Origin of the sequence: Anoxybacillus sp. FSL W8-0382 (genome assembly GCF_038003845.1) — a bacterium.
Lineage (GTDB): Bacteria > Bacillota > Bacilli > Bacillales > Anoxybacillaceae > Anoxybacillus > Anoxybacillus flavithermus_G.
This window is the reverse complement of record NZ_JBBOPX010000001.1, coordinates 450,001-474,606: the sequence shown is the minus strand read 5'-3', so window position 1 is coordinate 474,606 and position 24,606 is coordinate 450,001. Positions and strand designations below refer to the sequence as shown.

Annotated in this window: 15 protein-coding genes, 25 tRNA genes and 2 rRNA genes (1 of these 42 only partly in view); 5 read left to right on the top strand and 37 right to left on the bottom strand. The window is 42.8% G+C overall.

Features of this window, described 5'->3' with window-relative positions; translation table 11 throughout:
- Positions 1-11 precede the first annotated feature (11 nt).
- Together NSS60_RS02600 and cydB are read left to right on the top strand one after the other, a co-directional pair.
- Complete coding sequence (locus tag NSS60_RS02600) at positions 12-1,361, top strand: cytochrome ubiquinol oxidase subunit I (RefSeq protein WP_004888934.1); 1,350 nt, start codon at positions 12-14, stop codon at positions 1,359-1,361.
- Positions 1,351-2,379, top strand: coding sequence for a cytochrome d ubiquinol oxidase subunit II (cydB, locus tag NSS60_RS02595; protein ID WP_004888933.1), 1,029 nt, complete (start codon positions 1,351-1,353; stop codon positions 2,377-2,379). Before NSS60_RS02600 ends, cydB begins: the two co-directional genes overlap by 11 nt.
- Positions 2,380-2,390: 11 nt before the next feature.
- On the opposite strand, the gene NSS60_RS02590 is transcribed toward cydB, so the two are convergent.
- The 5 genes from NSS60_RS02590 to NSS60_RS02570 are packed head-to-tail and all read right to left on the bottom strand — an operon-like array spanning position 2,391 to position 8,601.
- Positions 2,391-3,821: an o-succinylbenzoate--CoA ligase gene (locus NSS60_RS02590; protein ID WP_035018425.1), complete on the bottom strand. Its 1,431-nt coding sequence runs from the start codon at positions 3,819-3,821 to the stop codon at positions 2,391-2,393.
- A 56-nt stretch (positions 3,822-3,877) separates the two neighbouring features.
- Positions 3,878-4,696 carry a 1,4-dihydroxy-2-naphthoyl-CoA synthase gene (gene menB, locus NSS60_RS02585; protein ID WP_004888931.1) on the bottom strand — a complete coding sequence of 273 codons (819 nt, stop codon included), beginning with the start codon at positions 4,694-4,696 and terminating at the stop codon, positions 3,878-3,880.
- On the bottom strand, positions 4,686-5,513 hold the full coding sequence (gene menH, locus NSS60_RS02580; protein WP_004888930.1) for a 2-succinyl-6-hydroxy-2,4-cyclohexadiene-1-carboxylate synthase: 828 nt from the start codon (positions 5,511-5,513) through the stop codon (positions 4,686-4,688). The genes menB and menH overlap by 11 nt, the downstream gene beginning before the upstream one ends.
- 2 nt (positions 5,514-5,515) lie before the next feature.
- Entirely contained in the window at positions 5,516-7,249 is a 1,734-nt protein-coding gene (gene menD / locus NSS60_RS02575) for a 2-succinyl-5-enolpyruvyl-6-hydroxy-3-cyclohexene-1-carboxylic-acid synthase (RefSeq protein WP_004888929.1), read from the bottom strand.
- Positions 7,246-8,601, bottom strand: coding sequence for an isochorismate synthase (locus NSS60_RS02570; RefSeq protein ID WP_004888928.1), 1,356 nt, complete (start codon positions 8,599-8,601; stop codon positions 7,246-7,248). Before NSS60_RS02570 ends, menD begins: the two co-directional genes overlap by 4 nt.
- Positions 8,602-8,758: 157 nt before the next feature.
- Between NSS60_RS02570 and NSS60_RS02565 the strand changes: the two genes are divergently transcribed.
- Together NSS60_RS02565 and NSS60_RS02560 are read left to right on the top strand one after the other, a co-directional pair.
- Entirely contained in the window at positions 8,759-9,694 is a 936-nt protein-coding gene (locus NSS60_RS02565) for a 1,4-dihydroxy-2-naphthoate polyprenyltransferase (RefSeq protein WP_004888927.1), read from the top strand.
- 87 nt (positions 9,695-9,781) lie between these two features.
- Entirely contained in the window at positions 9,782-10,513 is a 732-nt protein-coding gene (locus tag NSS60_RS02560; RefSeq protein WP_004888926.1) for a yteA family sporulation protein, read from the top strand.
- Positions 10,514-10,550: 37 nt separating this feature from the next.
- Here the strand turns inward: NSS60_RS02560 and NSS60_RS02555 are convergent, their stop codons facing one another.
- Genes NSS60_RS02555 through glgB form a run of 5 tightly spaced genes read right to left on the bottom strand, consistent with a single transcriptional unit; the run spans position 10,551 to position 18,431 of the window.
- Positions 10,551-12,938 (bottom strand): glycogen/starch/alpha-glucan phosphorylase, encoded by a 2,388-nt coding sequence (locus NSS60_RS02555; RefSeq protein ID WP_004888925.1) that lies wholly within the window; start codon positions 12,936-12,938, stop codon positions 10,551-10,553.
- Positions 12,925-14,379, bottom strand: a complete 1,455-nt coding sequence (gene glgA / locus NSS60_RS02550) for a glycogen synthase GlgA (protein WP_004888924.1) — start codon at positions 14,377-14,379, stop codon at positions 12,925-12,927. The genes NSS60_RS02555 and glgA overlap by 14 nt, the downstream gene beginning before the upstream one ends.
- Positions 14,376-15,398, bottom strand: coding sequence for a sugar phosphate nucleotidyltransferase (locus tag NSS60_RS02545; RefSeq protein WP_004888923.1), 1,023 nt, complete (start codon positions 15,396-15,398; stop codon positions 14,376-14,378). The genes glgA and NSS60_RS02545 overlap by 4 nt, the downstream gene beginning before the upstream one ends.
- Positions 15,386-16,558 (bottom strand): glucose-1-phosphate adenylyltransferase, encoded by a 1,173-nt coding sequence (locus tag NSS60_RS02540; RefSeq protein WP_064214609.1) that lies wholly within the window; start codon positions 16,556-16,558, stop codon positions 15,386-15,388. The genes NSS60_RS02545 and NSS60_RS02540 overlap by 13 nt, the downstream gene beginning before the upstream one ends.
- Positions 16,506-18,431, bottom strand: a complete 1,926-nt coding sequence (glgB, locus tag NSS60_RS02535; protein ID WP_035019123.1) for a 1,4-alpha-glucan branching enzyme — start codon at positions 18,429-18,431, stop codon at positions 16,506-16,508. Before glgB ends, NSS60_RS02540 begins: the two co-directional genes overlap by 53 nt.
- A gap of 274 nt (positions 18,432-18,705) precedes the next feature.
- Here glgB and NSS60_RS02530 point away from each other — a divergent pair, with 274 nt between their 5' ends.
- Positions 18,706-19,632: a cation diffusion facilitator family transporter gene (locus tag NSS60_RS02530; protein WP_340720620.1), complete on the top strand. Its 927-nt coding sequence runs from the start codon at positions 18,706-18,708 to the stop codon at positions 19,630-19,632.
- Between the two features lie 59 nt (positions 19,633-19,691).
- On the opposite strand, the gene NSS60_RS02525 is transcribed toward NSS60_RS02530, so the two are convergent.
- The 27 genes from NSS60_RS02525 to NSS60_RS02395 all read right to left on the bottom strand — a co-directional run.
- Positions 19,692-19,763, bottom strand: a tRNA-Glu gene (locus NSS60_RS02525).
- 11 nt (positions 19,764-19,774) lie between these two features.
- A tRNA-Ser gene (locus NSS60_RS02520) sits at positions 19,775-19,866 on the bottom strand.
- 3 nt (positions 19,867-19,869) lie between these two features.
- Positions 19,870-19,944, bottom strand: a tRNA-Asn gene (locus tag NSS60_RS02515).
- Positions 19,945-19,963: 19 nt separating this feature from the next.
- A tRNA-Ile gene (locus tag NSS60_RS02510) sits at positions 19,964-20,037 on the bottom strand.
- 5 nt (positions 20,038-20,042) lie between these two features.
- Positions 20,043-20,113, bottom strand: a tRNA-Gly gene (locus NSS60_RS02505).
- A 176-nt stretch (positions 20,114-20,289) separates the two neighbouring features.
- Positions 20,290-20,365 (bottom strand) — tRNA-His (locus NSS60_RS02500).
- Between the two features lie 8 nt (positions 20,366-20,373).
- A tRNA-Thr gene (locus NSS60_RS02495) sits at positions 20,374-20,446 on the bottom strand.
- 28 nt (positions 20,447-20,474) lie between these two features.
- A tRNA-Ser gene (locus NSS60_RS02490) sits at positions 20,475-20,567 on the bottom strand.
- 13 nt (positions 20,568-20,580) lie between these two features.
- Positions 20,581-20,657 (bottom strand) — tRNA-Ile (locus tag NSS60_RS02485).
- Between the two features lie 8 nt (positions 20,658-20,665).
- A tRNA-Met gene (locus tag NSS60_RS02480) sits at positions 20,666-20,739 on the bottom strand.
- A gap of 12 nt (positions 20,740-20,751) precedes the next feature.
- A tRNA-Ala gene (locus NSS60_RS02475) sits at positions 20,752-20,827 on the bottom strand.
- Positions 20,828-20,834: 7 nt separating this feature from the next.
- Positions 20,835-20,911 (bottom strand) — tRNA-Pro (locus NSS60_RS02470).
- Between the two features lie 20 nt (positions 20,912-20,931).
- A tRNA-Arg gene (locus tag NSS60_RS02465) sits at positions 20,932-21,008 on the bottom strand.
- An 8-nt stretch (positions 21,009-21,016) separates the two neighbouring features.
- Positions 21,017-21,102, bottom strand: a tRNA-Leu gene (locus tag NSS60_RS02460).
- Positions 21,103-21,111: 9 nt separating this feature from the next.
- Positions 21,112-21,186 (bottom strand) — tRNA-Gly (locus tag NSS60_RS02455).
- 4 nt (positions 21,187-21,190) lie between these two features.
- Positions 21,191-21,271 (bottom strand) — tRNA-Leu (locus NSS60_RS02450).
- Between the two features lie 4 nt (positions 21,272-21,275).
- Positions 21,276-21,351 (bottom strand) — tRNA-Lys (locus NSS60_RS02445).
- Positions 21,352-21,361: 10 nt separating this feature from the next.
- Positions 21,362-21,437, bottom strand: a tRNA-Thr gene (locus NSS60_RS02440).
- Positions 21,438-21,474: 37 nt separating this feature from the next.
- Positions 21,475-21,550 (bottom strand) — tRNA-Phe (locus tag NSS60_RS02435).
- A gap of 5 nt (positions 21,551-21,555) precedes the next feature.
- Positions 21,556-21,631: transfer RNA gene (locus tag NSS60_RS02430), tRNA-Asp, on the bottom strand.
- 4 nt (positions 21,632-21,635) lie between these two features.
- A tRNA-Met gene (locus NSS60_RS02425) sits at positions 21,636-21,712 on the bottom strand.
- Positions 21,713-21,741: 29 nt separating this feature from the next.
- Positions 21,742-21,817, bottom strand: a tRNA-Val gene (locus NSS60_RS02420).
- Positions 21,818-21,825: 8 nt separating this feature from the next.
- A tRNA-Glu gene (locus tag NSS60_RS02415) sits at positions 21,826-21,897 on the bottom strand.
- A 21-nt stretch (positions 21,898-21,918) separates the two neighbouring features.
- Positions 21,919-22,009: transfer RNA gene (locus NSS60_RS02410), tRNA-Ser, on the bottom strand.
- A 5-nt stretch (positions 22,010-22,014) separates the two neighbouring features.
- Positions 22,015-22,089, bottom strand: a tRNA-Asn gene (locus NSS60_RS02405).
- A 166-nt stretch (positions 22,090-22,255) separates the two neighbouring features.
- Positions 22,256-22,372: ribosomal RNA gene (gene rrf, locus NSS60_RS02400) — 5S ribosomal RNA — on the bottom strand.
- Positions 22,373-22,484: 112 nt separating this feature from the next.
- Positions 22,485-24,606 (bottom strand): 23S ribosomal RNA (locus tag NSS60_RS02395); it runs 804 nt beyond the window's last position.

Sequence of the window (24,606 nt, the reverse complement as noted above, 5' to 3'; positions counted from 1 at the left end):
GAGGGGGACTTATGAGCGATGTACTTTTGTTAAGCCGTTTTCAATTTGCCATTACGGTTTTTTATCATTTTTTATTCGTCCCGTTGACCATTGGTCTTATTGTTTTAATTGCATGGATGGAAACACAACATGTGCGAACAAAAAATCCGCTTTATCGACAAATGGCAGATTTTTGGGGGAAATTGTTTGCTATCAACTTCGTCCTTGGCGTAGTCACAGGCATTACGATGGAATTTCAATTTGGTACAAACTGGTCTGAGTATTCGAAATATATGGGGGATATTTTCGGATCTCCGCTCGCCATTGAAGCGCTCGTTGCTTTCTTTTTAGAATCAACATTTATGGGCATTTGGCTATTTGGGAAGGATAAAATTTCACCAAAACTTCGTGCGTTTTCGATTTGGATGGTTGCGCTTGGTACAAACATTTCAGCACTTTGGATTATTACAGCAAACGGGTTTATGCAAAATCCGGTCGGGTATATTGAGAGAAACGGTCGCATCGAACTACAAAACTTTTGGGAAGTTGTGACGAATCCATATGCTTGGCATATGTTCGTTCATACCGTCGTCAGCTGTTATATCGTTGGAGCGTTTTTTGTGATGGCTGTTAGCGCATGGCATTTGTTGCGTAAGCAGCATGTCGTATTTTTCGAAAAATCGTTTAAGTATGCACTTATTCTAGGTCTTATCGCGACAACAGCAACACCATTTATCGGTCATAAATCAGCATCGTTTGCGGCAAAGATGCAGCCTGCTAAAGGAGCAGCACTAGAAGCTGTTTGGGAAACGAAAGAGGGGTTACCTTTTCATATTATTCAAATTCCGGATCCAAAAAACGAACGAAATATCGTTGAATTTTTAACGATTCCGAAGCTCGGAAGTTACTTTTATACGCATTCGTTTGATGGAAAAGTCGTTGGATTTGATCAAATTCCGAAAGACGAACGACCGAACGTCAATATTGTGTTTTACTCATTTCGATTAATGGTCGCACTCGGACTATATTTCGTCGCTTTATGTTGGTATGGGTTTTACTTGTATCGTAAAAATAAATTAATTGAATCAAAACGCTTCTTAAAGGTAGTCATGTATTCCGTTTTGTTACCGTACGTTGCGATCAATGCTGGCTGGGTCGTTGCGGAAGTCGGACGTCAACCATGGACGGTGTATGGCTTAATGCGCACAGCCGAAGCGGTATCGCCAATCTCGCTTTCACAAATCATATTCTCACTTGTCAGCCTCGTATTGTTTTATACGATTTTGCTTATTGCTGACGTGTACTTAATGTTGAAATATGCGAAAAAAGGTCCATACACATCCGCGGCTACGAAAGGTGGGGAAATGCAACATGTCTTATGAAATAGTTGCGATCATTTGGTTTGGTCTATGGGGACTTATTTGGACGATATACTTTGTATTAGATGGATATACGCTCGGGACGGGCATGTTGTTTCCGTTTTTAGCGAGAAACCGTCAAGAGCGAAATCAACTACAAGAAGCGGTTGGACCGTTTTGGGGTGGCAATGAAGTATGGTTAATTACAGCGGGCGGAGCTACATTTGCTGCATTTCCTGCTGTTTATGCTGACTTATTTAGCTTCTTATATACGCCGATGATGCTCATTTTATTCGCGCTCTTTTTCCGTGCTGCTGGATTGGAATTTATGCATAAAGACGATGCACCGCTTTGGCAAAAAAGTTGGAAATGGGCATTTACAATTAGCAGTTTTGCTTTAGCACTTTTATTTGGCGTTGCCTTTGCGAATTTGTTTTACGGCTTAAAAATTGGCCCATCTGGATATGAAGGAACGTTTTTTAGTTTACTTCATCCGTACGGTTTGTTAGGCGGATTATTGTTTATCAGTTTATTTATCGTCTCTGGTGCTCTCTGGGTCATGCTAAAAACGGTTGGAGAGGTAGCGGAGCGAGCGTATGCAGTCGCTCGCCCTGCTGCTATTGTTGCAACGGTCATATTATCCCTTTTCTTCGTTGCAACAAGTAATCGGACACCTTTGTTTCACAACTTTACAAAAGCATCAATTCTTTGGGTCGTTCCAGCGCTTACTTTCGTATGTGCATTACTGATGTTATTGTTCGTTTGGCAAAAACGAATTGGACTTGCATTTACGAACATTTGCTTGACGATTTTCACACTTATGGCAACTGGTTTTATCGGCATGTTCCCAAATATGCTTCCTTCCCGCATCAACGATGAATATAGCACAACGCTTTTTGAAGCAGCAGGAAGCGAATTGAACTTAAAAATTATGCTCGGCGTCGCCATCGTTATGGTACCGATCGTCGTAGGCTATCAACTTTGGAGTTATAAACTGTTTAAAGAAAAAATTACGAAAGAAACAGCGAAAGGATATCAATAAGAGGAGGCTTTTTACGCCTCCTCGACCCATTTTTTTAGCTTATGGCGCATCAGTTTGTTTGTAGCATTGCGCGGCAAATGATCAACAATGTAAATTCGCTTTGGCACTTTATATTTAGCCAATTTACTCATACAAAACAACTTTAATTGTTCTTCCGTTGCTGTCCCATCATATAATACAACAAATGCATGTGGCACTTGTCCCCACGTTTCATCAGCAACTCCAATGACGCCTGCTTCTTTTACTGCCTTATGTTCCAAAAGTACCGCCTCAATTTCGGCAGGATATACATTTTCTCCACCAGAAATAATTAAATCTGAACGACGGTCAAGCACATATAAAAATCCTTCTTCATCCATATATCCAATATCTCCGGTATATAACCAACCATCTTTTAAAACCGCATTCGTTTCCTTTTCGTTTTGCCAATACCCTTTCATGACGCTCGGACCTTTGACAACAATCTCTCCTACTTCATTGGCATTCAGCTGGTGTCCGTCTTTTTCAATGCGAATACCCATATGAAACAGCGGCTTTCCTGCTGAGCCATGTTTATGACGAGCATCTGGAGATAATGTAGCCACTTGGGAAGCGGTTTCTGTCATACCATATGTTTGATATACAGGTATATTCCAATTAGCACACGAATGCAATAACGGTTGCGAAACAGGTCCTCCTCCAACGAGCATACAACGAAATGACGGAGGGTACGGCTGCTTGAGTTGCTGAATTATTTGTTGCACCATGGTGCTGACAGCGGACATCATCGTAACTTTCCCTTGCAAAATAAGCTCATTGCTACGTTTCGCGTCAAATGATGACATAATATAAACACTCATGCCATAAATGACGCTCCTCATTAAAATCGACAAACCACTAACATGAAAAAAAGGAACAGCGGCAAGCCAACAATCATTTTCATGCAAGCCAAGATTTAAAGCGGAACCAATCGCACTCCACCAATGATTCCCATATGTTTGCATAACCCCTTTTGGCTTTCCTGTCGTCCCTGATGTATACATAATGGTTGCTACATCATCAAGATGGTACATCGTTTGCCATTCTCCATCTCGTTCTCGGAGTTTTATAAATTCATTCCACTCAATCACTCGTTCGTCTGGAAATGGCGCATCACAAATGACGAAACGCGCCCCACTATGATCCAACTGCCACTTTATTTCTTCTATCGACAAGCGTACGTTTTGTAACAAAACAATCGCTCCAATATAATGAAGCGCATGAATGACTTCGACCATATGTATACTATTTTTCATTAAGATAGCTACAATGTCGCCTTTTTTTACACCGAGATAAACAAATTGCCTTGCCCGTTTTACTGTCCGATCATGAAGTTCCGCAAATGAAATCGATTGTGTGTCGTCGTATAGCGCTACACGATTCGGAGTTAAATGTGCACGTTGACGTAACCAATTTGGAATCATGTTCACACCACCTTCAAAAAAACAGCTTGATGTATGCACATCAAGCTGTTTTATTTTTATGGAAAACGCGGGAACTGCTTGAAGTCCGGTTTTCTCTTTTCTTTAAATGCATCGCGTCCTTCCTTAGCTTCATCCGTTGTATAGTAAAGAAGCGTTGCATCTCCAGCAAGTTGTTGAATGCCTGCCAATCCATCAGTATCAGCGTTGAACGCAGCTTTTAAGAAGCGAATAGCTGTCGGGCTTTTTTCTAAAATTTCTTCCGCCCATCTCACCGTTTCTTCCTCTAACTGTTCAAGCGGAACAACTTTATTCACTAGTCCCATTTCTAGCGCCTCTTGGGCATTGTATTGGCGACATAAATACCAAATTTCACGCGCTTTTTTATGACCGACAATGCGCGCTAAATAACCGGCTCCATATCCTCCATCAAAGCTACCGACTTTCGGACCTGTTTGACCAAAAATCGCGTTATCTGCTGCAATCGTTAAGTCACAAACGACATGTAGCACGTGACCACCGCCGATCGCATAACCTGCAACCATCGCAATAACCGGCTTCGGAATAACACGAATTAAACGTTGCAAATCTAATACGTTTAAGCGCGGAATTTGATCATCCCCCACATATCCACCATGTCCACGCACTTTTTGGTCGCCACCCGAACAAAACGCTTTGCCGCCTGCACCTGTTAAAATGATGACACCAATATTAGAGTCGTCACGTGCATATGCAAACGCATCAATTAATTCCATTACTGTTTTTGGACGAAACGCATTATGTACTTCAGGACGATTAATTGTGATTTTTGCAATGCCGTTATACGTTTCGTACAAAATATCTTCATATTCCCTCTCTTTTATCCATTCAATCGCCATGCAATAAACCTCCTCTTAGCACAAATTGTTGAACAAGCGTACCAAACCGCTCACGCTGCTCCATATGCACAACGTGTCCAGCTTGCGGAACGGCAATGAGCGTTCCGTTTGGTAATAATTGTACCATTTCTGACGCAATTCGACAAAACTTTTCATCATCTTCTCCACAAATCAACAATGTCGGCATCGTCAATTGATGCAACGCTCCCCACCAAGAAGGTTGCGCTCCTGTCCCCATGCCGCGCAAACTATTGGCTAATCCGACAACCGTATGCTGTAACCGCTCTTCTCGTAACTGCTTTTGCACATCCTTTGGCAATCGTTGAAGCGAAGAAAACAACGGAATTTTCTCCCATTGATCAACAAACGATGCAACCCCATGTTGTTCAATAAACTGCGCTAATCGTTCATCTTCTTCACACCGCTTTATTCGCTCTTCTTCCGTTTTTAATCCCGGGGAACTACTTTCTAATATTAATGTTTGAACGTACTGCGGATAACGAATCGCAAACGTTAACGCAAGCCGCCCCCCCATTGAATATCCAAGCACATGAGCTTTTTTTATTCCTAATCGATCAAACAACATCGCAATATCTTTCGCCACCGTTTCAATATCGTAGCGCTGTATAGCAGCTGGAGCATCCGTTCGTCCGTGGCCAAGAATGTCAATGGCGATGCACTGTATATGTTGGCTCCAAGTTGAAATAAACGGATGCCACGTTTGACAGCTGCCTGTAAATCCGTGTAGTAACAACAGCGGTTGTCCATTACCGTACATTTCCACATAATACGTTTGTCCTCGAACGACAAACTTCATGTTCATTCCCCTTTATTCAACAAGTTGGACATTTCCTTGGAAACATCTTTCCACAATTTCCGATGGATTTTGACATTATATTCACGTGATGTCGGAACTTCAATGACGTTTAATGTCGGGCGTGAAAGAGCGTCCGTCATCGCTCGTCGAAAATGTTCCCACGTCTCTACTTTTTCATAATGCCCATTATACATGTCAACAGCATGCTGAAATGATAAATGTGTCGGCGTACCAAATAACCGTTCGAAATGCTTTGGTTCATTCGCTTGCGGTAAGAAAGAGAAAATACCTCCGCCGTTATTGTTTAACACGATGATTGTCGCATGTAGCTGTTGTAATTTCGCTGCCAACAAACCGTTTAAATCATGATAAAATGACAAATCGCCAATCACTAACACAAGTGGTTGGGAAACGTAACTTGCCCCAAGAGCACTAGATACAACTCCATCAATGCCGTTTGCTCCTCGATTCGCGAGTAAACGGATTCGTTTACTCGATGACATAAAAAACGTATCCGCATCACGAATAGGCATACTGTTGCCAACGTAGAGTGTTGCTTTGTCTGGCAATAGGTTGGCAAGTTCAATAAATATTTTCCCTTCAAACATATCCGTCTCTTCTTCTGCTTTCAACAAAATGTGTTTTGCACGTTCATTCATATATTGCCACTTGCTCATCCATTGCGACGAACGAAGGGAATGTGAGGCACGTTGCGCTAAATCATAACAAAACTGAACCTCATTTGCTTCTATCAGTACTTGAAGCGACAACGTTGGATCGCGCCATTGTCCCGCTTCATCGACAACTATTTGTTTTACTTGTTTATGCTTCTGCAACCAAACATAAAGCGATTTCGATACAGGCATCGCTCCGAACCGAATAGCGACATCTGGAACAAACCTATCCGCAAACGTTTCATTTTTTAACATCGCATCATACGATTCAATAATACATCGTTTCTCGTGTATACCTGTCCGCAATGGAGAGAGAGGATCTGCTAAAATAGGGTATTGCAATGCTTCCGCTAACTTCACAACTGCCTCAGAAAAACCTTCGATATGCAAATCTCCGCATATAATGACCCCTTTTTCGACACCGCTCAACTCCGCATACAACTCATCGATCATCTCTTCACAAAGATGCTTATTTCCTTTATACACGATGCGAGCTGGAGAAGATGGCAAAAACAACGGCTCATCGATCGTTGGAACGAGTGGTTCGCGCAACGGTACGTTAATATGAACCGGTCCTTTTGGGACAGACGATGCAACGTATACCGCGCGAGCAGCGACCATTTCGGCATAACGAAGCATTCGCTCATTTCCTTCTGGAAGCGCCATATCAACAAACCATTTTACATATGAACCATACATATGTAACTGGTTAATTGCTTGTGGGGCGCCAACATCACGCAGTTCATGAGGGCGATCAGCCGTAATCACAACGAGTGGGACACGTGCATAATAAGCTTCAACGATTGCTGGATAATAATTTGCTACTGCTGTCCCTGATGTACAAACAAGAGCAACTGGCTCTCCAGAAGCCTTCGCCATGCCCAATGCGAAAAAAGCAGCGGAACGTTCATCAATATGAACATGAATATTTAACGTTGGATGTTCAGCCATAACCATCGCTAGAGGAGTGGAGCGAGAACCAGGACTAATGACTACTTGTTGTACTCCCATATGAGCTAGTTGCTCAACGAAAGCTGTGACATACGCTGTCATTTCATTCATCTTTGTTCCCCCTCTAGCGCTAATAACATCGGTTTAAACTTTACATTCGTTTCCTCGTATTCATTATGTGGATCAGAATGGGCGACAATGCCACATCCTGCAAACAAATGTGCTTTATTGTCTTCAAGCAATGCCGAACGAATCGCAACAGCGAACTCTCCGTTTCCGTTCGCATCAACCCAACCAATCGGAGCAGCATACCATCCACGATCAAGCGGCTCAATCTCCCGAATCGTCTGTACCGCCTTTTCTTTCGGAAATCCCCCGAGCGCAGGGGTTGGATGAAGCCGTTCAACGAGTGAAAAAATCGAGACGCCTTCCTTCACTTTCGCCTGAACAGGCGTATATAAATGTTGAATATGTCTCATTTTCAAAAGCGTTGGTTCGTTCGGAATGACAACTTCCGTGCATACTTCATTCATTGCTTGTTTAATCATATCGACAACAAACGCATGCTCGCGGCGATTTTTATCGTCTTGAAGCAACCATCGTCCAAGCTCTTCATCTTCTTTCACCGTATGTCCACGGCGAATCGATCCCGCCAAACAAGCTGTTTCACACATATGCCCATTCTTTCTCACAAGTTGCTCCGGAGAAGCCCCGATGAAGCAAGTAGAGCCATTTTCAAAAGCAAAAATGTAGCTCATCGGTTGTTGTTCATGAAGCTCGTGTAACACATGAGAACGATCAATTCGCTCAGAAAAAGAAAGAAATAGCTTCCGTGCTAAAACAACTTTCTCAATTGCATCATTTCGAATAAGATCTGTCGCGTAATGAACGGAACGGAGCCATTGGTCGCGAGCAACTTCTTCTTTTTTCACAATGTGAGCACGATGCGAATCGCTCTCATCGCGTGTGTGAAATAAGGAATCGATCATTTCTTCAATCTGATTGAGCGATTCATGAACAACATTGACTGTTAACCATATTTCATCTCGCTGCTTTGTTAACAAAAATGTAGGTACAACAAACTGGGCAGAAGGAAATTCAATCCAATGTTCATCCGACTGTTTCAGCGGGTCAAAGGCAAATCCTCCAAACATCAGTGGCCCTTGCCCTTCAATGAAAGCGCCTTCTACAATTTGTTTCCATTCTCGTTCGACGTCACGAAACCGCTTTTTCGTCTTTTCATTGCTTTTTATAACTTGAGCTCGTCCAAGTCCAACAAATGTTCGTTCGTGCAAGCAATCCGACCAGTAAAAACGTTGCCCATAAAATAACGTTTCACCCGCAGAGAAAAAAGCAAGCGGATCGATTTGTTCCATTCTTATGGTAATACTAACCATATGCTCTTTTTTCCCTAATACATGACGCAATTGGTCAATAACTTTGTTTTGATATAAAGTAACCACCTTTTATCACGCCTATACTTAAACTTTTTGTCCCTTTTCCATTATAATATTGTTTTTTAGAGATAGGAAACAATTTATATTGTCAAGACATTGACACATTTTCCCCACTTCCCTAAACTTATTGTGAACGACATTTTACTTAAAGGAGAAGAATGGTATGCCCACACCAGTACGTTCAAATACTCAAACGGTTCATTATAAACGAGACTGGCGCGTTTGGTGGCGTTTATTGCGACCACATACGCTAACTGCAGCGTTCGTTCCCGTTTCCATTGGTACTGTGCTTGCAGTAGACGAAGCACCAATTCGCTTCTCTTTATTTTTGGCCATGCTTATTGCCTCATTGTTTATTCAAGCGGCAACAAATATGTTTAATGAATATTACGATTATAAACGTGGTCTCGATACACCAGAGTCCGTCGGTATCGGTGGAGCAATCGTGCGCGATGGCATTTCTCCAACAACTGTCTTGTTTCTCGCTTGGTCTTTTTTTGCTGTTGCTATGCTACTTGGCGTTTATATTTGTGTCAATAGTAGCTGGTGGCTAGCTGTAATCGGAACGATTTGCATGGCCGCTGGATATTTTTATACGGGCGGACCTGTTCCAATCGCTTACACTCCGTTCGGCGAATTAGCAGCAGGCTTTTTCATGGGGCTAACTATTATTTTAATTTCATTTTTTATTCAAACAGGTACAGTGACAACAACGCCTATTCTTGTCTCTGTTCCCATCTCTATTTTAGTTGGAGCGATTTTATTAGCCAATAACATCCGCGATTTAGATGACGATCAAAAAAGTGGTCGAAAAACGTTAGCCATTTTACTTGGAAGAAAACGTGCCATTCGGTTATTAGCCGGCATGTTTATTACATCATTTTTATGGATTGTGTTACTTGTTTTTACGAAAACGATTTCACCATGGACATTGCTCGTATTTTTCAGCATTCCAAAAGCATGGCAAGCAACGAAAGGATTTATCGGAAAAACAAAGCCGATCGACATGATGCCAGCAATGAAAGCGACAGCACAAACAAATACACAATTTGGATTTTTACTCGTCATCGGCCTTTTCATTCATTATTGGTTACAATAGTTCCACAGAAAAAACCGTAGCCCAAAAGCTATGGTTTTTTCTTTTTGGTGAATACTATGCATAGTCGATCATAAAGGAGGGGTCATATTGCAATATTTATCTGCTTTACGCGAACGTTTATTACAAGAAAAACAACAAATTGAGCAACGATTGAAACAAAACGATCATTTTGGTCTTACCCGAACATCTGCTCATGACTCAGTTGGGGAGCTTTCAAACTACGATAATCATCCTGCTGATAGCGGAACAGAACTATATGAACGTGAAAAAGATATCGCATTAAACGAGCATACCGAACGTGAGCTTCACGATATCGAGCTTGCACTTCAAGCGATGGAAAATGGAACGTACGGGGTTTGCCAAGTATGCGGAAAATCGATCCCATGGGAACGTCTTGAGGCCATCCCAACAACAACGTTTTGTAAGGAACATAGCACCGATCAAGTCGTTTCACAACATCGTCCAATAGAAGAAAGTGTTTTGTCTCCTCCATTTGGCGAATTTGTCGTTCATGACGATGCAGAAACTTTTGATGCCGAAGATAGCTGGCAAAAAGTTGCACGTTTCGGTACATCAGAAACACCTTCGGATCTACAAGAGGATACTGTGCATTACGATCGAATGTATATCGATGCAGAAGAACAAATCGGTTACGTCGAACCGTTTGAAACATTTGCTGCAACAGACCTTTATGGGACCGGCATCACGGTTTATCCAAATATCGTCCATGAACAATATGAACAAATGCTTGACGACGAACAACTTATGTCTCCTCTTGGCGACCTTCCTGCATACGAAAAAGATCCTTATACTTCCTAAAAAAGTCCTGTGAGCATATGCTTACAGGACTTTTCCATTAGTGAATATTCCAAATGTCTTGAGCGTATTCTTCAATCGTTCGATCGCTTGAGAAATACCCTGAACAAGCGATGTTCACGATGCTCATTTCTAGCCATTTTTGACGATTTTTATACGTTGCCCCAACTTGCTGTTGCGCATCGGCATACGACGCGAAGTCGCGTAAAACAAAATATTGATCATTATGAGCAAGCAACGAATCGTAAATCGGTTCAAAATGATCATACGCATCTGGAAAAAAGCCATTTACAAGCTGATTGACGACTTGATGAATACGTTGATCATGATGATAATACTCATATGAATGATATCCACCGTTGGCATAATAGTGCAACACTTCTTCTGCAGTCAATCCAAAAATAAACATATTGTCATGACCGACACGTTCTAAAATTTCAATATTTGCTCCATCGAGCGTTCCAATTGTAATCGCTCCGTTCATCATAAATTTCATATTTCCTGTGCCTGATGCTTCTTTACTAGCTGTCGAAATTTGCTCACTTACATCAGCGGCTGGAAAAATTTTTTCTGCCAATGAGACACGGTAATTTTCTAAGAAAATCACTTTTAATCGTCCGTTAATTTGCTCATCGCTATTTACCTTTTGTGCAACGGAATTAATTAACTTAATGATCCGTTTCGCATAATGATATCCTGGGGAGGCTTTTGCTCCAAAAATAAACGTGCGCGGATACATATCAAAATGTTCATCTTCTTTTAATCGGTTATATAAATGCATAATGTGCAACACATTTAATAACTGCCTTTTATACGCATGCAGTCGTTTGACTTGTACGTCAAAAATGGATGATTCATCAACAGCGACTCCTGTTTTTTCGTAAATATATGTTGCCAACTGTTGTTTATGATGATGTTTGACTTTTTCTAATTGTTCTTGAAATGCATGATCAGTTGCATACTTTTTCAACTGAATAAGCTGCTCAGGCTGCTTTATCCATTCCGTTCCGATCGCTTCGGTAATAAGAGAAGAAAGCTCCGGGTTTGCTTTAAGCAACCAACGACGATGTGTAATGCCATTCGTTTTATTATTAAATTTTTCTGGAAAATATTCGTAAAATAACTTCATTTCACGATGCTTTAAAATTTCAGAATGAATTTTGGCTACACCATTCACACTATAGCTTCCTACAATCGCTAAATGGGCCATTTTCACAAGCCCATGAGCAATAATGGCCATTTCCTCAATCCGTTTCCAATCACCAGGATATCGATTCCATAAGTCGCGACAAAACCGTTCGTTAATTTCTTGTACAATCATATAAATTCTTGGCAAAAGCGGTTGGAAAATGTAAATAGGCCATTTTTCCAACGCTTCAGACAATGTTGTGTGATTTGTATAAGAGATCGTATTTGTCGTAATGTGCCACGCTTCATCCCATCCCATTCCTTCCTCATCTAACAAAATTCGCATCAATTCTGGAATGGCTAGCACAGGGTGGGTGTCATTCACATGAATCGCTACGTGTCGATGGAAATGTTGTAAATGACCGTATCGTTGCCGATAGTCGCGCACAATGCTCCCGATGCTTGCAGCAACAAGAAAATATTGCTGTTTTAACCTTAAAATTTTTCCTTCATCATTTGTATCATCAGGGTACAAAAATTCAGAAATAGCTTCCGTTTCTCGTTTATATTGCATGACATGTTTATGAAGCGGAAACTTCGCGGGCTCGGCACTCCACAATCGCAACGTATTTACAGTCGTCGTATCATACCCGATGACAGGCATATCATAAGGAACCGCCATCACTTTTTCTACATCATAATGTCGAAACGTTAATCGCCCATCTTGTTCGTAGCATTCTACTTTTCCCCAAAAATTAACTTCTACCGCTAAATCTTCTTTTTTTACTTCCCAAACGTTCCCGTGACGCAACCATTGTTCAGGGAGTTCGACTTGATAACCATTCACTATTTTTTGATCAAACAAACCGTGCTTATAACGAATTCCTTGACCATGTCCAGGCAAATCAAGAGAAGCAAGAGAATCTAAAAAACAAGCAGCTAATCGACCAAGCCCTCCATTTCCGAGACCTGCATCTATTTCCACTTCTTCGATATGAGCCAATTCAATGCCAAGCTCTTTTAATCCTTGCTCCACGACATCTCGTATACCAAGATTCATTAAATTGCTGCCCAACAAGCGACCTAGCAAAAATTCAATCGACAAATAATATACTTGCTTTTTATGCTCAGCACGGTATCGTTCGTTCGTTTGAATCCAATGTTTGCTAATGTACTCACGAATCATATGCCCTAGCGTATTGTATTGATCCAGGACAGTGGATTCCCAAAACCGTTTTCCATACATCATTTCTAATCGCTTCAAAAACGTTTGCTTAAACTCTTCCTTATCCGTGAACATAGATGCCACTCCCAGCCATTAATTCGTCGTATAGTTGATTGTATTTAAATGCCGATTGTGCCCAGCTGTAATCCTTGTTCATTGCTTGTTTCATAATTGTCTCCCATATTTCTTTTTGTTCATAAAATGACCGTGCGCGCTGAATCGTATATAACATATCATGCGCATTAAAGTTTTTAAACGTAAAACCTGTTCCTTCTTTCGTAAATTCGTTAAAAGATTGTACCGTATCATTTAATCCACCTGTTTCGCGAACGATCGGCACAGCTCCGTAACGCATCGCAATCATTTGTCCAAGCCCACATGGTTCGAACTGTGACGGCATTAAAAACATGTCCGCACCAGCATAAATTTGATGAGCAAGCTGTTCGGAGAATCCAATATATACGCGAACCCGATCTGGATATGTCATCGCCATCTCATGAAAGAAATGTTCGAACTCCCATTCCCCTGTTCCGAGAATGATCATTTGGACATTTTGAGCAATGATCTCATGAAATACACATGTCACTAAATCTAGGCCTTTTTGTTTTGTGAGCCGCGAAACAATAGCGATAATTGGGATATCTTCTTCTGACGGCAATGAAAAATGTTGTTGGAGAGCTCGTTTATTAATGCTTTTTCGCGCAATTGTCGTTACATCATACGGCACTGCAATATACGGATCTTTTTTTGGATTATATATTTCATCATCAATCCCATTTAAAATGCCAACTAAATGCGAACTTCTCGCTCGCAACAGCCCGTCAAGCCGTTCACCATAATATGGCGTTTGAATTTCCTCTTTATACGTTGGACTGACCGTTGTAATCATATGCGCTGAGACAAGCGCCCCTTTCATAAAACTGACGTTTCCATAAAACTCCAAATGTTCAATAGAGAAATAACGGTCGTTTAAATTCAGCAAGTCCCCTAAAATTTCGCGTGGGAAAATACCTTGAAATTGTAAATTATGAATCGTAAATACCGTTTTCATTCGTGCGTAAAATGAATTGTTCGTATATTCTTCACGCAATAAAAATGGAATCATACCTGTATGCCAATCATGGCAGTGGATTACATTCGGTTGAAAATCAATGACCGGAAGAGAATCGAGTACAGCGCGACAAAAATATGAAAAACGCTCGCCGTCATCGTAATGTCCATATAATGAATCTCGCTTAAAGTAATACTCATTGTCGACGAAATAATATGTAATTCCTTCATATTCTAATTGTTCAATTCCACAATATTGTCTTCTCCAACCAACACGAACGACAAGCTCAGCAATTTTATGCATTTTTTTTCGCATATGTTCTGGAATTAACCCATACTTTGGTAACATGACACGTACATCTGTCCCAAGCTTTTTCAACTCTTTTGGTAATGCACCAGCCACATCTGCTAACCCGCCTGTTTTTACGAATGGTACACATTCTGATACGACAAATAATACTTTCACGATTTCATCAGCGCTCCTTGTATTGTTCCTTTTCGAATGACGATTGGCTCCTTCGGTGTCCCAATTAATTTCACCCCATCGCCAATTCGGGCATCTTTATCAACAATGACATATTCAAGATGACAGTTCTCCCCAATTTGACTTTTTTGCATAATAACGCTATGTTTCACAACAGCTTCTTTTCCTATTTTTACTGATCTCGAAATAATGCTATTTTCAATTTCCCCTTCGATGACGCATCCGTTTGCGATCATTGCATTACGCACGCAAGCATGCGATGTATATTTTGTCGGTGGCTCATCTTTTACTTTTGTATAAATCGGTCTTCCTTTTAAGAACAATTGTTTCCACACATCTGGTTGAAGAAGTTCTAAACTATGATGAAAATAACGTTCGATACTATCAATGACCGCAACATACCCATCATATTCATAATCACATACTGTTAATCCATTTGTTTGATCATTGACAACATCAACAATACTTTGATAATGATTTCTTTGTTGGTTAGCGATCAAATCGAGTAACAACGATGTTTCTAAAATAAACATGTCGAGGGATTGACCATGATGACATATACGAGTAATATCGCACTCGTTCATGATGTGGCGTCGCAGCACTTCTTCATAATCGATGTTACATACTGTATAACTATTGCAAATGAGAGCGTACTTTTGTGTACTTCGCAAAAAATAATCGATATGTTGCTGGAAATGTTGAAATGATCCAATATGAGAAATCGGGAGATCTGTTGAAGGAAAAAGGAATAAGCCATCGCGTTTTCGATTCAAATCCCAATTTTTACCCGAACCTAAGTGATCCATTAACGAACGATATTGATATTTTGGGAAAATAGCGACACTTTCAATCCCTGAATTAACCATATTTGATAAAACAAAATCGATTAATCGGTAACGCCCAGCAAACGGGACAGCCGCAATCGAACGCTGGAGCGTTAAATCATTCATTTCCTTCTTATATGTTGTAGCATCAATGACCCCAAGCATTAATTTTCCCACAGCTTTTCATCCTCTCTCTCTGAAAAATGTCCCAAAAGCCCCTCTGTTACAAGAATGACTTCCATTTCAGATGAACTAGCATAAATGGAAGTTCCGTCTGGAATTTCTATGTTCGGTGGAACAATCGCTTTTTCAATGTATACATTTTTCCCAATAACCGCATTGGGCATAACAACGCAATCTTTTACTGTTGCACCCTGTGCGATGTGCACCCCTTGGAACAACACAGAATGCTCTACATGCCCTTCAACAATGCATCCTTCATTCACTAAAGATTCTTTTACTTGCGCATATGGAGCAATATATTGCGGTGGCTCATTCGGATTGACAGAATAAATGCGCCACGTATGATCGAATAAGTTTAATGCCGGGGTATCCTCGAGTAAATCCATATTTGCTTCCCATAAACTCTTTACTGTACCGACATCTTTCCAATATCCTTTAAATGGATAGGCAACAAGTCGCTTTTTTTCATCGATAAGTAAAGGAATAATATCCTTACCAAAATCATGACTCGAACGATCGTTGCGATTGTCCATTTCCAAATATTCTTTTAAAACAGACCATTTAAAAATATAAATGCCCATGGAGGCTAAATTATTTTTCGGATGAGCTGGCTTTTCTTCAAACTCAACAATTTCCATCTCCTCATTTGTGTTCATAATGCCAAAACGACTCGCTTCTTCCCAAGGCACTTCAATAACAGAAATCGTCACATCTGCCTTCTTTTCAATATGATATTGCAACATATCTGCATAATTCATTTTATAAATATGGTCACCAGAAAGAATGAGCACATGCTCTGGATCATACTGCTTTAAATAGTTTAAGTTTTGATAAATCGCATTTGCTGTCCCTTTATACCATCTCATTTCCGACGATTCAGCATACGGTGGAAGAACGGTTACCCCACCATTTTTCCGATCTAAATCCCATGCACTACCAATTCCAATATACGTATTTAACTCTAGCGGTTGATATTGAGTCAGCACGCCAACTGTATCAATACCGGAATTGGCGCAATTACTTAATGTAAAATCAATAATACGATACTTTCCCCCAAACGGAACAGCCGGTTTAGCTACATTTTTTGTTAATGAGCTTAATCTACTCCCTTGCCCCCCCGCGAGTAGCATAGCGACGCACTTTTTTCGTACCATGGTTTCCCTTCCCTTCTCTTTTTCTTGTAGGTCGTAAAATAGTGATAGCATACGGCGGAATCGTCATTCGAATGTGGTACGGCTTTCCGTGATATGATTCTTCACATGCCTTAAGTGGCTTTTTGTTTATATGTCCCGCACCACCGTACATCACATCATCGCTGTTGAATACTTCTCGATATGATGTCAGAAATGGCACACCAATTTTGTAATTGTCATATACAACATTTGTAAAGTTACAAACAACAATTAGCGTATCTTCCTCTTTTTTTCCGCGCCGAATAAAAGAAAAAATACTTTGTTCAGCGTTGTTCACATCAATCCATTCAAACCCATTTGGATCATGATCATATTCGTATAGTGCTTTTTGTTTTTTATAAAAATACGTGAGGGATTTCACGTAATCATCCATTTTTCGATGCATATCAAAATCAAATAGCACCCAGTCGAGTTGTTCTAAATCTTTCCACTCATCAAACTGTCCGAACTCTCCACCCATAAATAATAGTTTTTTTCCTGGATGAGTTATAAAATAGCCGTAAAGCAAGCGAAGTTGGGCGAATTTATCCCAATAATCGCCGGGCATCTTATTCAACAACGATTTTTTTCCGTGTACCACTTCGTCATGAGATAAAGGTAAAATAAAGTTTTCCGTATAAGCATAAAGTAGAGAAAATGTCATTTTGTGATGCATATGTTTTCGTTCACTCATGCCCGTTTCCATATAAGTTAGTACATCATTCATCCAGCCCATATTCCATTTGTAGTTAAATCCTAATCCACCGTCGTACGTCGGTGCTGTTACTTTCGGCCAATCAGTTGAATCCTCTGCAATCATTAATACGTTTGGATCAAAAGCAAAGACAACTTCGTTTAACTTTTTTAAAAATGAAATGGCATATGGATTTGGATGTAATACGTCACTATTTGGCCAATAAAGCATATTCGCCACCGCATCTACACGAAAACCGTCAATATGATAATATTGTAACCAAAACAAAGCATTCGAAATTAAAAAGCTGTGCACTTCTGGCTTCCCTAAATCGAAATTAGCTGTTCCCCAAACAATATTTTCCCGATCTTGCATATTCACATATTCATACGTCGGTTCGCCATCAAACATATATAGCCCATGTGCATCTTTACAAAAATGTCCCGGAACCCAATCTAAAATAACACCGATTCCTTCTTGATGACAGCGATCGATAAAATACATAAGATCATGGGGCGTCCCATAGCGACTCGTTGCAGCATAGTAACCCGTTCCTTGATATCCCCATGAACGATCGAGCGGATGCTCAACAAGCGGTAACAGTTCAATATGAGTAAATCCATGCTCAACAACATAAGGAATTAACTCATCTGCCATCTCCGCATATGTATAACATTGCCCATCTTCTTTCTTTTTCCACGTTCCGAAATGAACTTCATAAATAAACATCGGTTGCTCATAAATAGGCTTTCGCTTCTTTTTTCTTTGCCACGCTTGATCGTTCCATTTGTATCCATCCAACTGATATACAATAGAGGCTGTATGGGGGCGTTCTTCAGCATAAAAAGCATATGGATCTGCTTTAAGAAGAGTGCGTCCATCTTTTGTTATAATTTCGTATTTATATAAATATCCTTCTAAATTTTCTGGAACAACAATCATCCATACTCCTTGATCGTTTATTTTTGTTAATTCATGCTCCTCTCCGTTCCAATCGTTAAATGTCCCAACAAGCCGAACTTTTTTGGCATGTGGGGCCCATACACAAAAACGCGTTTCCGTTCTCCCGTCTCGTTTCACAAGATGTGCACCGAATAAATGATAGCTTTCATAAAACGTTCCTTCGTGAAATAAATGCAACTGCAAATCGGTTGGACTCATCGTTAGCAAATGTTCATCCTTCCTTTCCTAAAGGGATACAAAATCACTCCGTACTGATATATTACACTACGCCATGTAAAATTCCTGTAAGAAAATTAAGATATTTCTCGACAATGTTCAACAAATCACATGCTAAATGTGGCGAAATGAAAAATCAATACGAACGTCCATAAAATTGTCGTTTGATTATCAAATGATAATTATATATAATATTTTATAGTAATTATTTTTTATATTTTTTTATATTTATTATAAATAATAAAGGGGTGTTTATATGTACGATTTTCATCATTTGCCACATATAAAAGTGCAGACAACATCAAAAAAAGCACTTTGGACGACATTATTATTAACCGCTTTTTTCACGATTGTGGAAGTCATAGGGGGCATTTTATCAAATTCCCTTGCTTTATTGTCAGACTCAGCACACATGGCGTCCGATGTGATTGCATTAGGGTTAAGTATGATTGCTCTTTATTTAGCTTCTCGTCCGCCAAATAAAAAATTTACATTTGGTTATTTACGGTTTGAAATTATCGCCTCATTTTTGAATGGGCTTGCACTTGTCGTTATTGCGGTGGGGATTTTTGTCGAAGGAATCCGTCGTTTCATTCATCCCGAATCCATTCAATTTTCCTTCATGTTAACGATCGCAACAATCGGATTTATCGTTAATCTTGTGTTAACAATCGTTTTAAGCCAGAGCATGAAAGAAGAAGAAAATTTAAATGTAAAAAGCGCTTTATGGCATTTCATTGGCGATTTGCTCAGTTCCATTGGTGTCATCATTTCAGCAATTTTGATTTACTTTACAAAACTATATATTTTCGATCCACTGATCAGCATAGTCATTGGGGCAATTATTTTTATAGGTGGGGCAAAAATTGTCCGTGAGTCGTACTTTATTCTGATGGACGCTGTTCCACATCAATTTGATATCGAACGCATTCGTTCTGATATTCTTTCTATCGAAGGAGTAGAAGATGTGCATGAATTGCATATTTGGGCCATTTCGACTGATCATTATTCCCTTACTACACACGTTCTCATTAACGAACATATCGAACCATTTCGCATCGTTTTAGCCATTAATGAAATGTTAAAAGAACGATATAATCTCTCACATGTCACAGTTCAAGTCGAACATCCATCTATTCACCCACATGGTGAATACGGGAAACAATTTTTAGACAAAAAATAAATTTGAGCAAAATGTAAAAAGGACATCCCATATCAATTATGAGATGTCCCTTTTTCTAGTGACCCGTACGGGATTCGAACCCGTGTTACCGCCGTGAAAGGGCGGTGTCTTAACCACTTGACCAACGGGCCATATGTGGCAATGGCGGAGAAGGCGGGATTTGAACCCGCGCGCCGCAAAACGCGACCTAACGGTTTAGCAAACCGTCCCCTTCAGCCACTTGGGTACTTCTCCAAATGGCTCCGCAGGTAGGATTCGAACCTACGACCGCTCGGTTAACAGCCGAGTGCTCTACCACTGAGCTACTGCGGAACGAAAATAAAGATTATAATGGGCCTAAGTGGACTTGAACCACCGACCTCACGCTTATCAGGCGTGCGCTCTAACCAGCTGAGCTATAGGCCCATGTAAGCGGGTGATGGGAATCGAACCCACGACATCAGCTTGGAAGGCTGAGGTTTTACCACTAAACTACACCCGCACGTCGAATTTTATAATAAGCAACACTCATCACGCTCAGTCATGCCTCTTCCTCTACTAGCATATTCAAAGATGATGGATGCGTCGAGGCAACTCGTGGTTTACTCGACGAAGCGTCGCTCGTGGCTGAGGTTTTACCACTAAACTACACCCGCATATTTGAATTTGCAAATGTTATGGGGCGACTAGTGGGAATCGAACCCACGAATGCCAGAGCCACAATCTGGTGCGTTAACCACTTCGCCATAGCCGCCACAATGATGCCGGCTGCAGGACTTGAACCCGCAACCTACTGATTACAAGTCAGTTGCTCTACCAATTGAGCTAAGCCGGCATAATATAAAGCGATATGAAACTGTATATGGCGGAGGAGGAGGGATTCGAACCCCCGCGCGCCTTTCGACGCCTCTCGGTTTTCAAGACCGACCCCTTCAGCCAGACTTGGGTACTCCTCCGTATAATATAACATGGTGGACCTTGTAGGACTCGAACCTACGACCGGACGGTTATGAGCCGTCTGCTCTAACCAGCTGAGCTAAAGGTCCTAAGCTAGTAGCGGCGGAGGGAATCGAACCCCCGACCTTACGGGTATGAACCGTACGCTCTAGCCAGCTGAGCTACGCCGCCATTATAAATATATGGTGGAGCCTATCGGGATCGAACCGATGACCTCCTGCGTGCAAAGCAGGCGCTCTCCCAGCTGAGCTAAGACCCCTTGAAAATGGTCGGGAAGACAGGATTCGAACCTGCGACCCCATGGTCCCAAACCATGTGCTCTACCAAGCTGAGCTACTTCCCGTCCTCATAATGATATAAACATGGCGCGCCCGAGAGGATTCGAACCCCTAACCTTCTGATCCGTAGTCAGATGCTCTATCCAATTGAGCTACGGGCGCATATGAAGTGCCGAGAGCCGGACTCGAACCGGCACGGTAGTCACCTACCGCAGGATTTTAAGTCCTGTGCGTCTGCCAATTCCGCCACCCCGGCATGGCATATTGGAGCGGAAGACGGGACTCGAACCCGCGACCCCCACCTTGGCAAGGTGGTGTTCTACCACTGAACTACTTCCGCATTATGCGGGTGGAGGGACTTGAACCCCCACGCCAGAGGCGCCAGATCCTAAGTCTGGTGCGTCTGCCAATTCCGCCACACCCGCATCATGGTGAGCCATGGAGGACTCGAACCTCCGACCCTCTGATTAAAAGTCAGATGCTCTACCTACTGAGCTAATGGCTCAAAAACAATCTGGTGCCGGCTGCAGGACTTGAACCCGCAACCTACTGATTACAAGTCAGTTGCTCTACCAATTGAGCTAAGCCGGCACACTATATATTCATACGAAACTGACATGATTCAAAATGGTGGCTCGGGACGGAATCGAACCGCCGACACAAGGATTTTCAGTCCTTTGCTCTACCGACTGAGCTACCGAGCCATACATGGCGGTCCCGACGGGACTCGAACCCGCGATCTCCTGCGTGACAGGCAGGCATGTTAACCACTACACTACGGGACCATTTTGGTTGCGGGGGCAGGATTTGAACCTGCGACCTTCGGGTTATGAGCCCGACGAGCTACCTGGCTGCTCCACCCCGCGATGATGAGAAAGAACTAATTTTTTATCTATGGTGGAGGATGACGGGATCGAACCGCCGACCCCTTGCTTGTAAGGCAAGTGCTCTCCCAGCTGAGCTAATCCTCCATAAAAGATGACCCGTACGGGATTCGAACCCGTGTTACCGCCGTGAAAGGGCGGTGTCTTAACCACTTGACCAACGGGCCATATATTATTTCCAAAGTGGCTGGCGGAGAGCAAGGGATTCGAACCCTTGAGACGCTCATCGCGTCTACACGATTTCCAATCGTGCTCCTTCGACCACTCGGACAGCTCTCCGTAAATGGCTCCGCAGGTAGGATTCGAACCTACGACCGCTCGGTTAACAGCCGAGTGCTCTACCACTGAGCTACTGCGGAATAAAAACGTAAGTAATTCATACTGCTTAACCATTATTTCAATTGGATGTTACTGCCTCTTCCTCTACTCGCATACTCAATGATGATGAATGCGTCGAGGCAACTCGCAGCTTGATCGATGAAGCATCGCTCGTCACTGAGCTACTGCGGAATAACATATTGTTTTGCCCGGCAACGTCCTACTCTCGCAGGCGGTGTCCCGCCAACTACCATCGGCGCTGGAGAGCTTAACTTCCGTGTTCGGGATGGGAACGGGTGTGACCTCTCCGCCATCGTCACCGAGCAATAATGCTTCAGACAAATGTTATTATAACGGAATATTTTTTGTTGTCAAGCATTTTTTTATTCCTTCAAAACTAGATAACAGAACAGTCGCCTTCGCTTTTCTTGTGTGCTTAGTTAAGTCCTCGATCGATTAGTATCCGTCAGCTGCACGTGTCGCCACGCTTCCACCTCGGACCTATCTACCTTGTCATCTTCAAGGGATCTTACTCGCTTGACGCGATGGGAAATCTCATCTTGAGGGGGGCTTCACGCTTAGATGCTTTCAGCGCTTATCCCTTCCGCACATAGCTACCCAGCTGTGCTCCTGGCGGAACAACTGGTACACCAGCGGTGCGTCCATCCCGGTCCTCTCGTACTAAGGACAGCTCCTCTCAAATTTCCTACGCCCGCGACGGATAGGGACCGAACTGTCTCACGACGTTCTGAACCCAGCTCGCGTACCGCTTTAATGGGCGAACAGCCCAACCCTTGGGACCGACTACAGCCCCAGGATGCGATGAGCCGACATCGAGGTGCCAAACCTCCCCGTCGATGTGGACTCTTGGGGGAGATAAGCCTGTTATCCCCGGGGTAGCTTTTATCCGTTGAGCGATGGCCCTTCCATTCGGAACCACCGGATCACTAAGCCCGACTTTCGTCCCTGCTCGACTTGTAGGTCTCGCAGTCAAGCTCCCTTCTGCCTTTACACTCTTCGAATGATTTCCAACCATTCTGAGGGAACCTTTGGGCGCCTCCGTTACGCTTTGGGAGGCGACCGCCCCAGTCAAACTGCCCACCTGACACTGTCTCCCACCCCGATCAGGGGTGCGGGTTAGAATCTCAGTACGACAAGGGTGGTATCCCAACGGCGACTCCACCTAGACTGGCGTCCAGGCTTCTCAGTCTCCCACCTATGCTGTACATGTCGCACCAACATTCAATATCAGGCTGCAGTAAAGCTCCACGGGGTCTTTCCGTCCTGTCGCGGGTAACCTGCATCTTCACAGGTACTATGATTTCACCGGGTCTCTCGTTGAGACAGTGCCCAAGTCGTTACACCTTTCGTGCGGGTCGGAACTTACCCGACAAGGAATTTCGCTACCTTAGGACCGTTATAGTTACGGCCGCCGTTTACTGGGGCTTCGGTTCGCACCTTCGCTTGCGCTAAGCGCTCCCCTTAACCTTCCAGCACCGGGCAGGTGTCAGCCCCTATACTTCGCCTTACGGCTTCGCAGAGACCTGTGTTTTTGATAAACAGTCGCTTGGGCCTTTTCACTGCGGCTCCCCTGGGCTATTCACCCGAGGGAGCACCCCTTCTCCCGAAGTTACGGGGTCATTTTGCCGAGTTCCTTAACGAGAGTTCTCCCGCGCACCTTAGGATTCTCTCCTCGCCTACCTGTGTCGGTTTGCGGTACGGGCACCTCTCACCTCGCTAGAGGCTTTTCTTGGCAGTGTGGAATCAGGCACTTCGGTACTTTATTTCCCTCGCCATCACAGCTCAGCCTACTCAAGCGGATTTGCCTACTTGAGGCGCCTAACTGCTTGGACGCGCACAACCAGTCGCGCGCTGACCCTATCCTCCTGCGTCCCCCCATTGCTCAAACGGTGAGGAGGTGGTACAGGAATATCAACCTGTTGTCCATCGCCTACGCCTTTCGGCCTCGGCTTAGGTCCCGACTAACCCTGAGCGGACGAGCCTTCCTCAGGAAACCTTAGGCTTTCGGTGCAGAGGATTCTCACCTCTGTTTTCGCTACTCACACCGGCATTCTCACTTCTAAGCGCTCCACTAGTCCTTCCGGTCTAGCTTCGACGCCCTTAGAACGCTCCCCTACCGACGACGTAAGTCGTCCCACAGCTTCGGTGGTACGTTTAGCCCCGGTACATTTTCGGCGCAGAGTCACTCGACCAGTGAGCTATTACGCACTCTTTAAATGGTGGCTGCTTCTAAGCCAACATCCTGGTTGTCTAAGCAACTCCACATCCTTTTCCACTTAACGTACACTTTGGGACCTTAGCTGGTGATCTGGGCTGTTTCCCTCTTGACCACGGATCTTATCACTCGTAGTCTGACTCCCGAGCATAAGTCATTGGCATTCGGAGTTTGACTGAGTTCGGTAACCCGATGAGGGCCCCTAGCCCAATCAGTGCTCTACCTCCAAGACTCTCAACTCGAGGCTAGCCCTAAAGCTATTTCGGGGAGAACCAGCTATCTCCAAGTTCGATTGGCATTTCACCCCTACCCACACCTCATC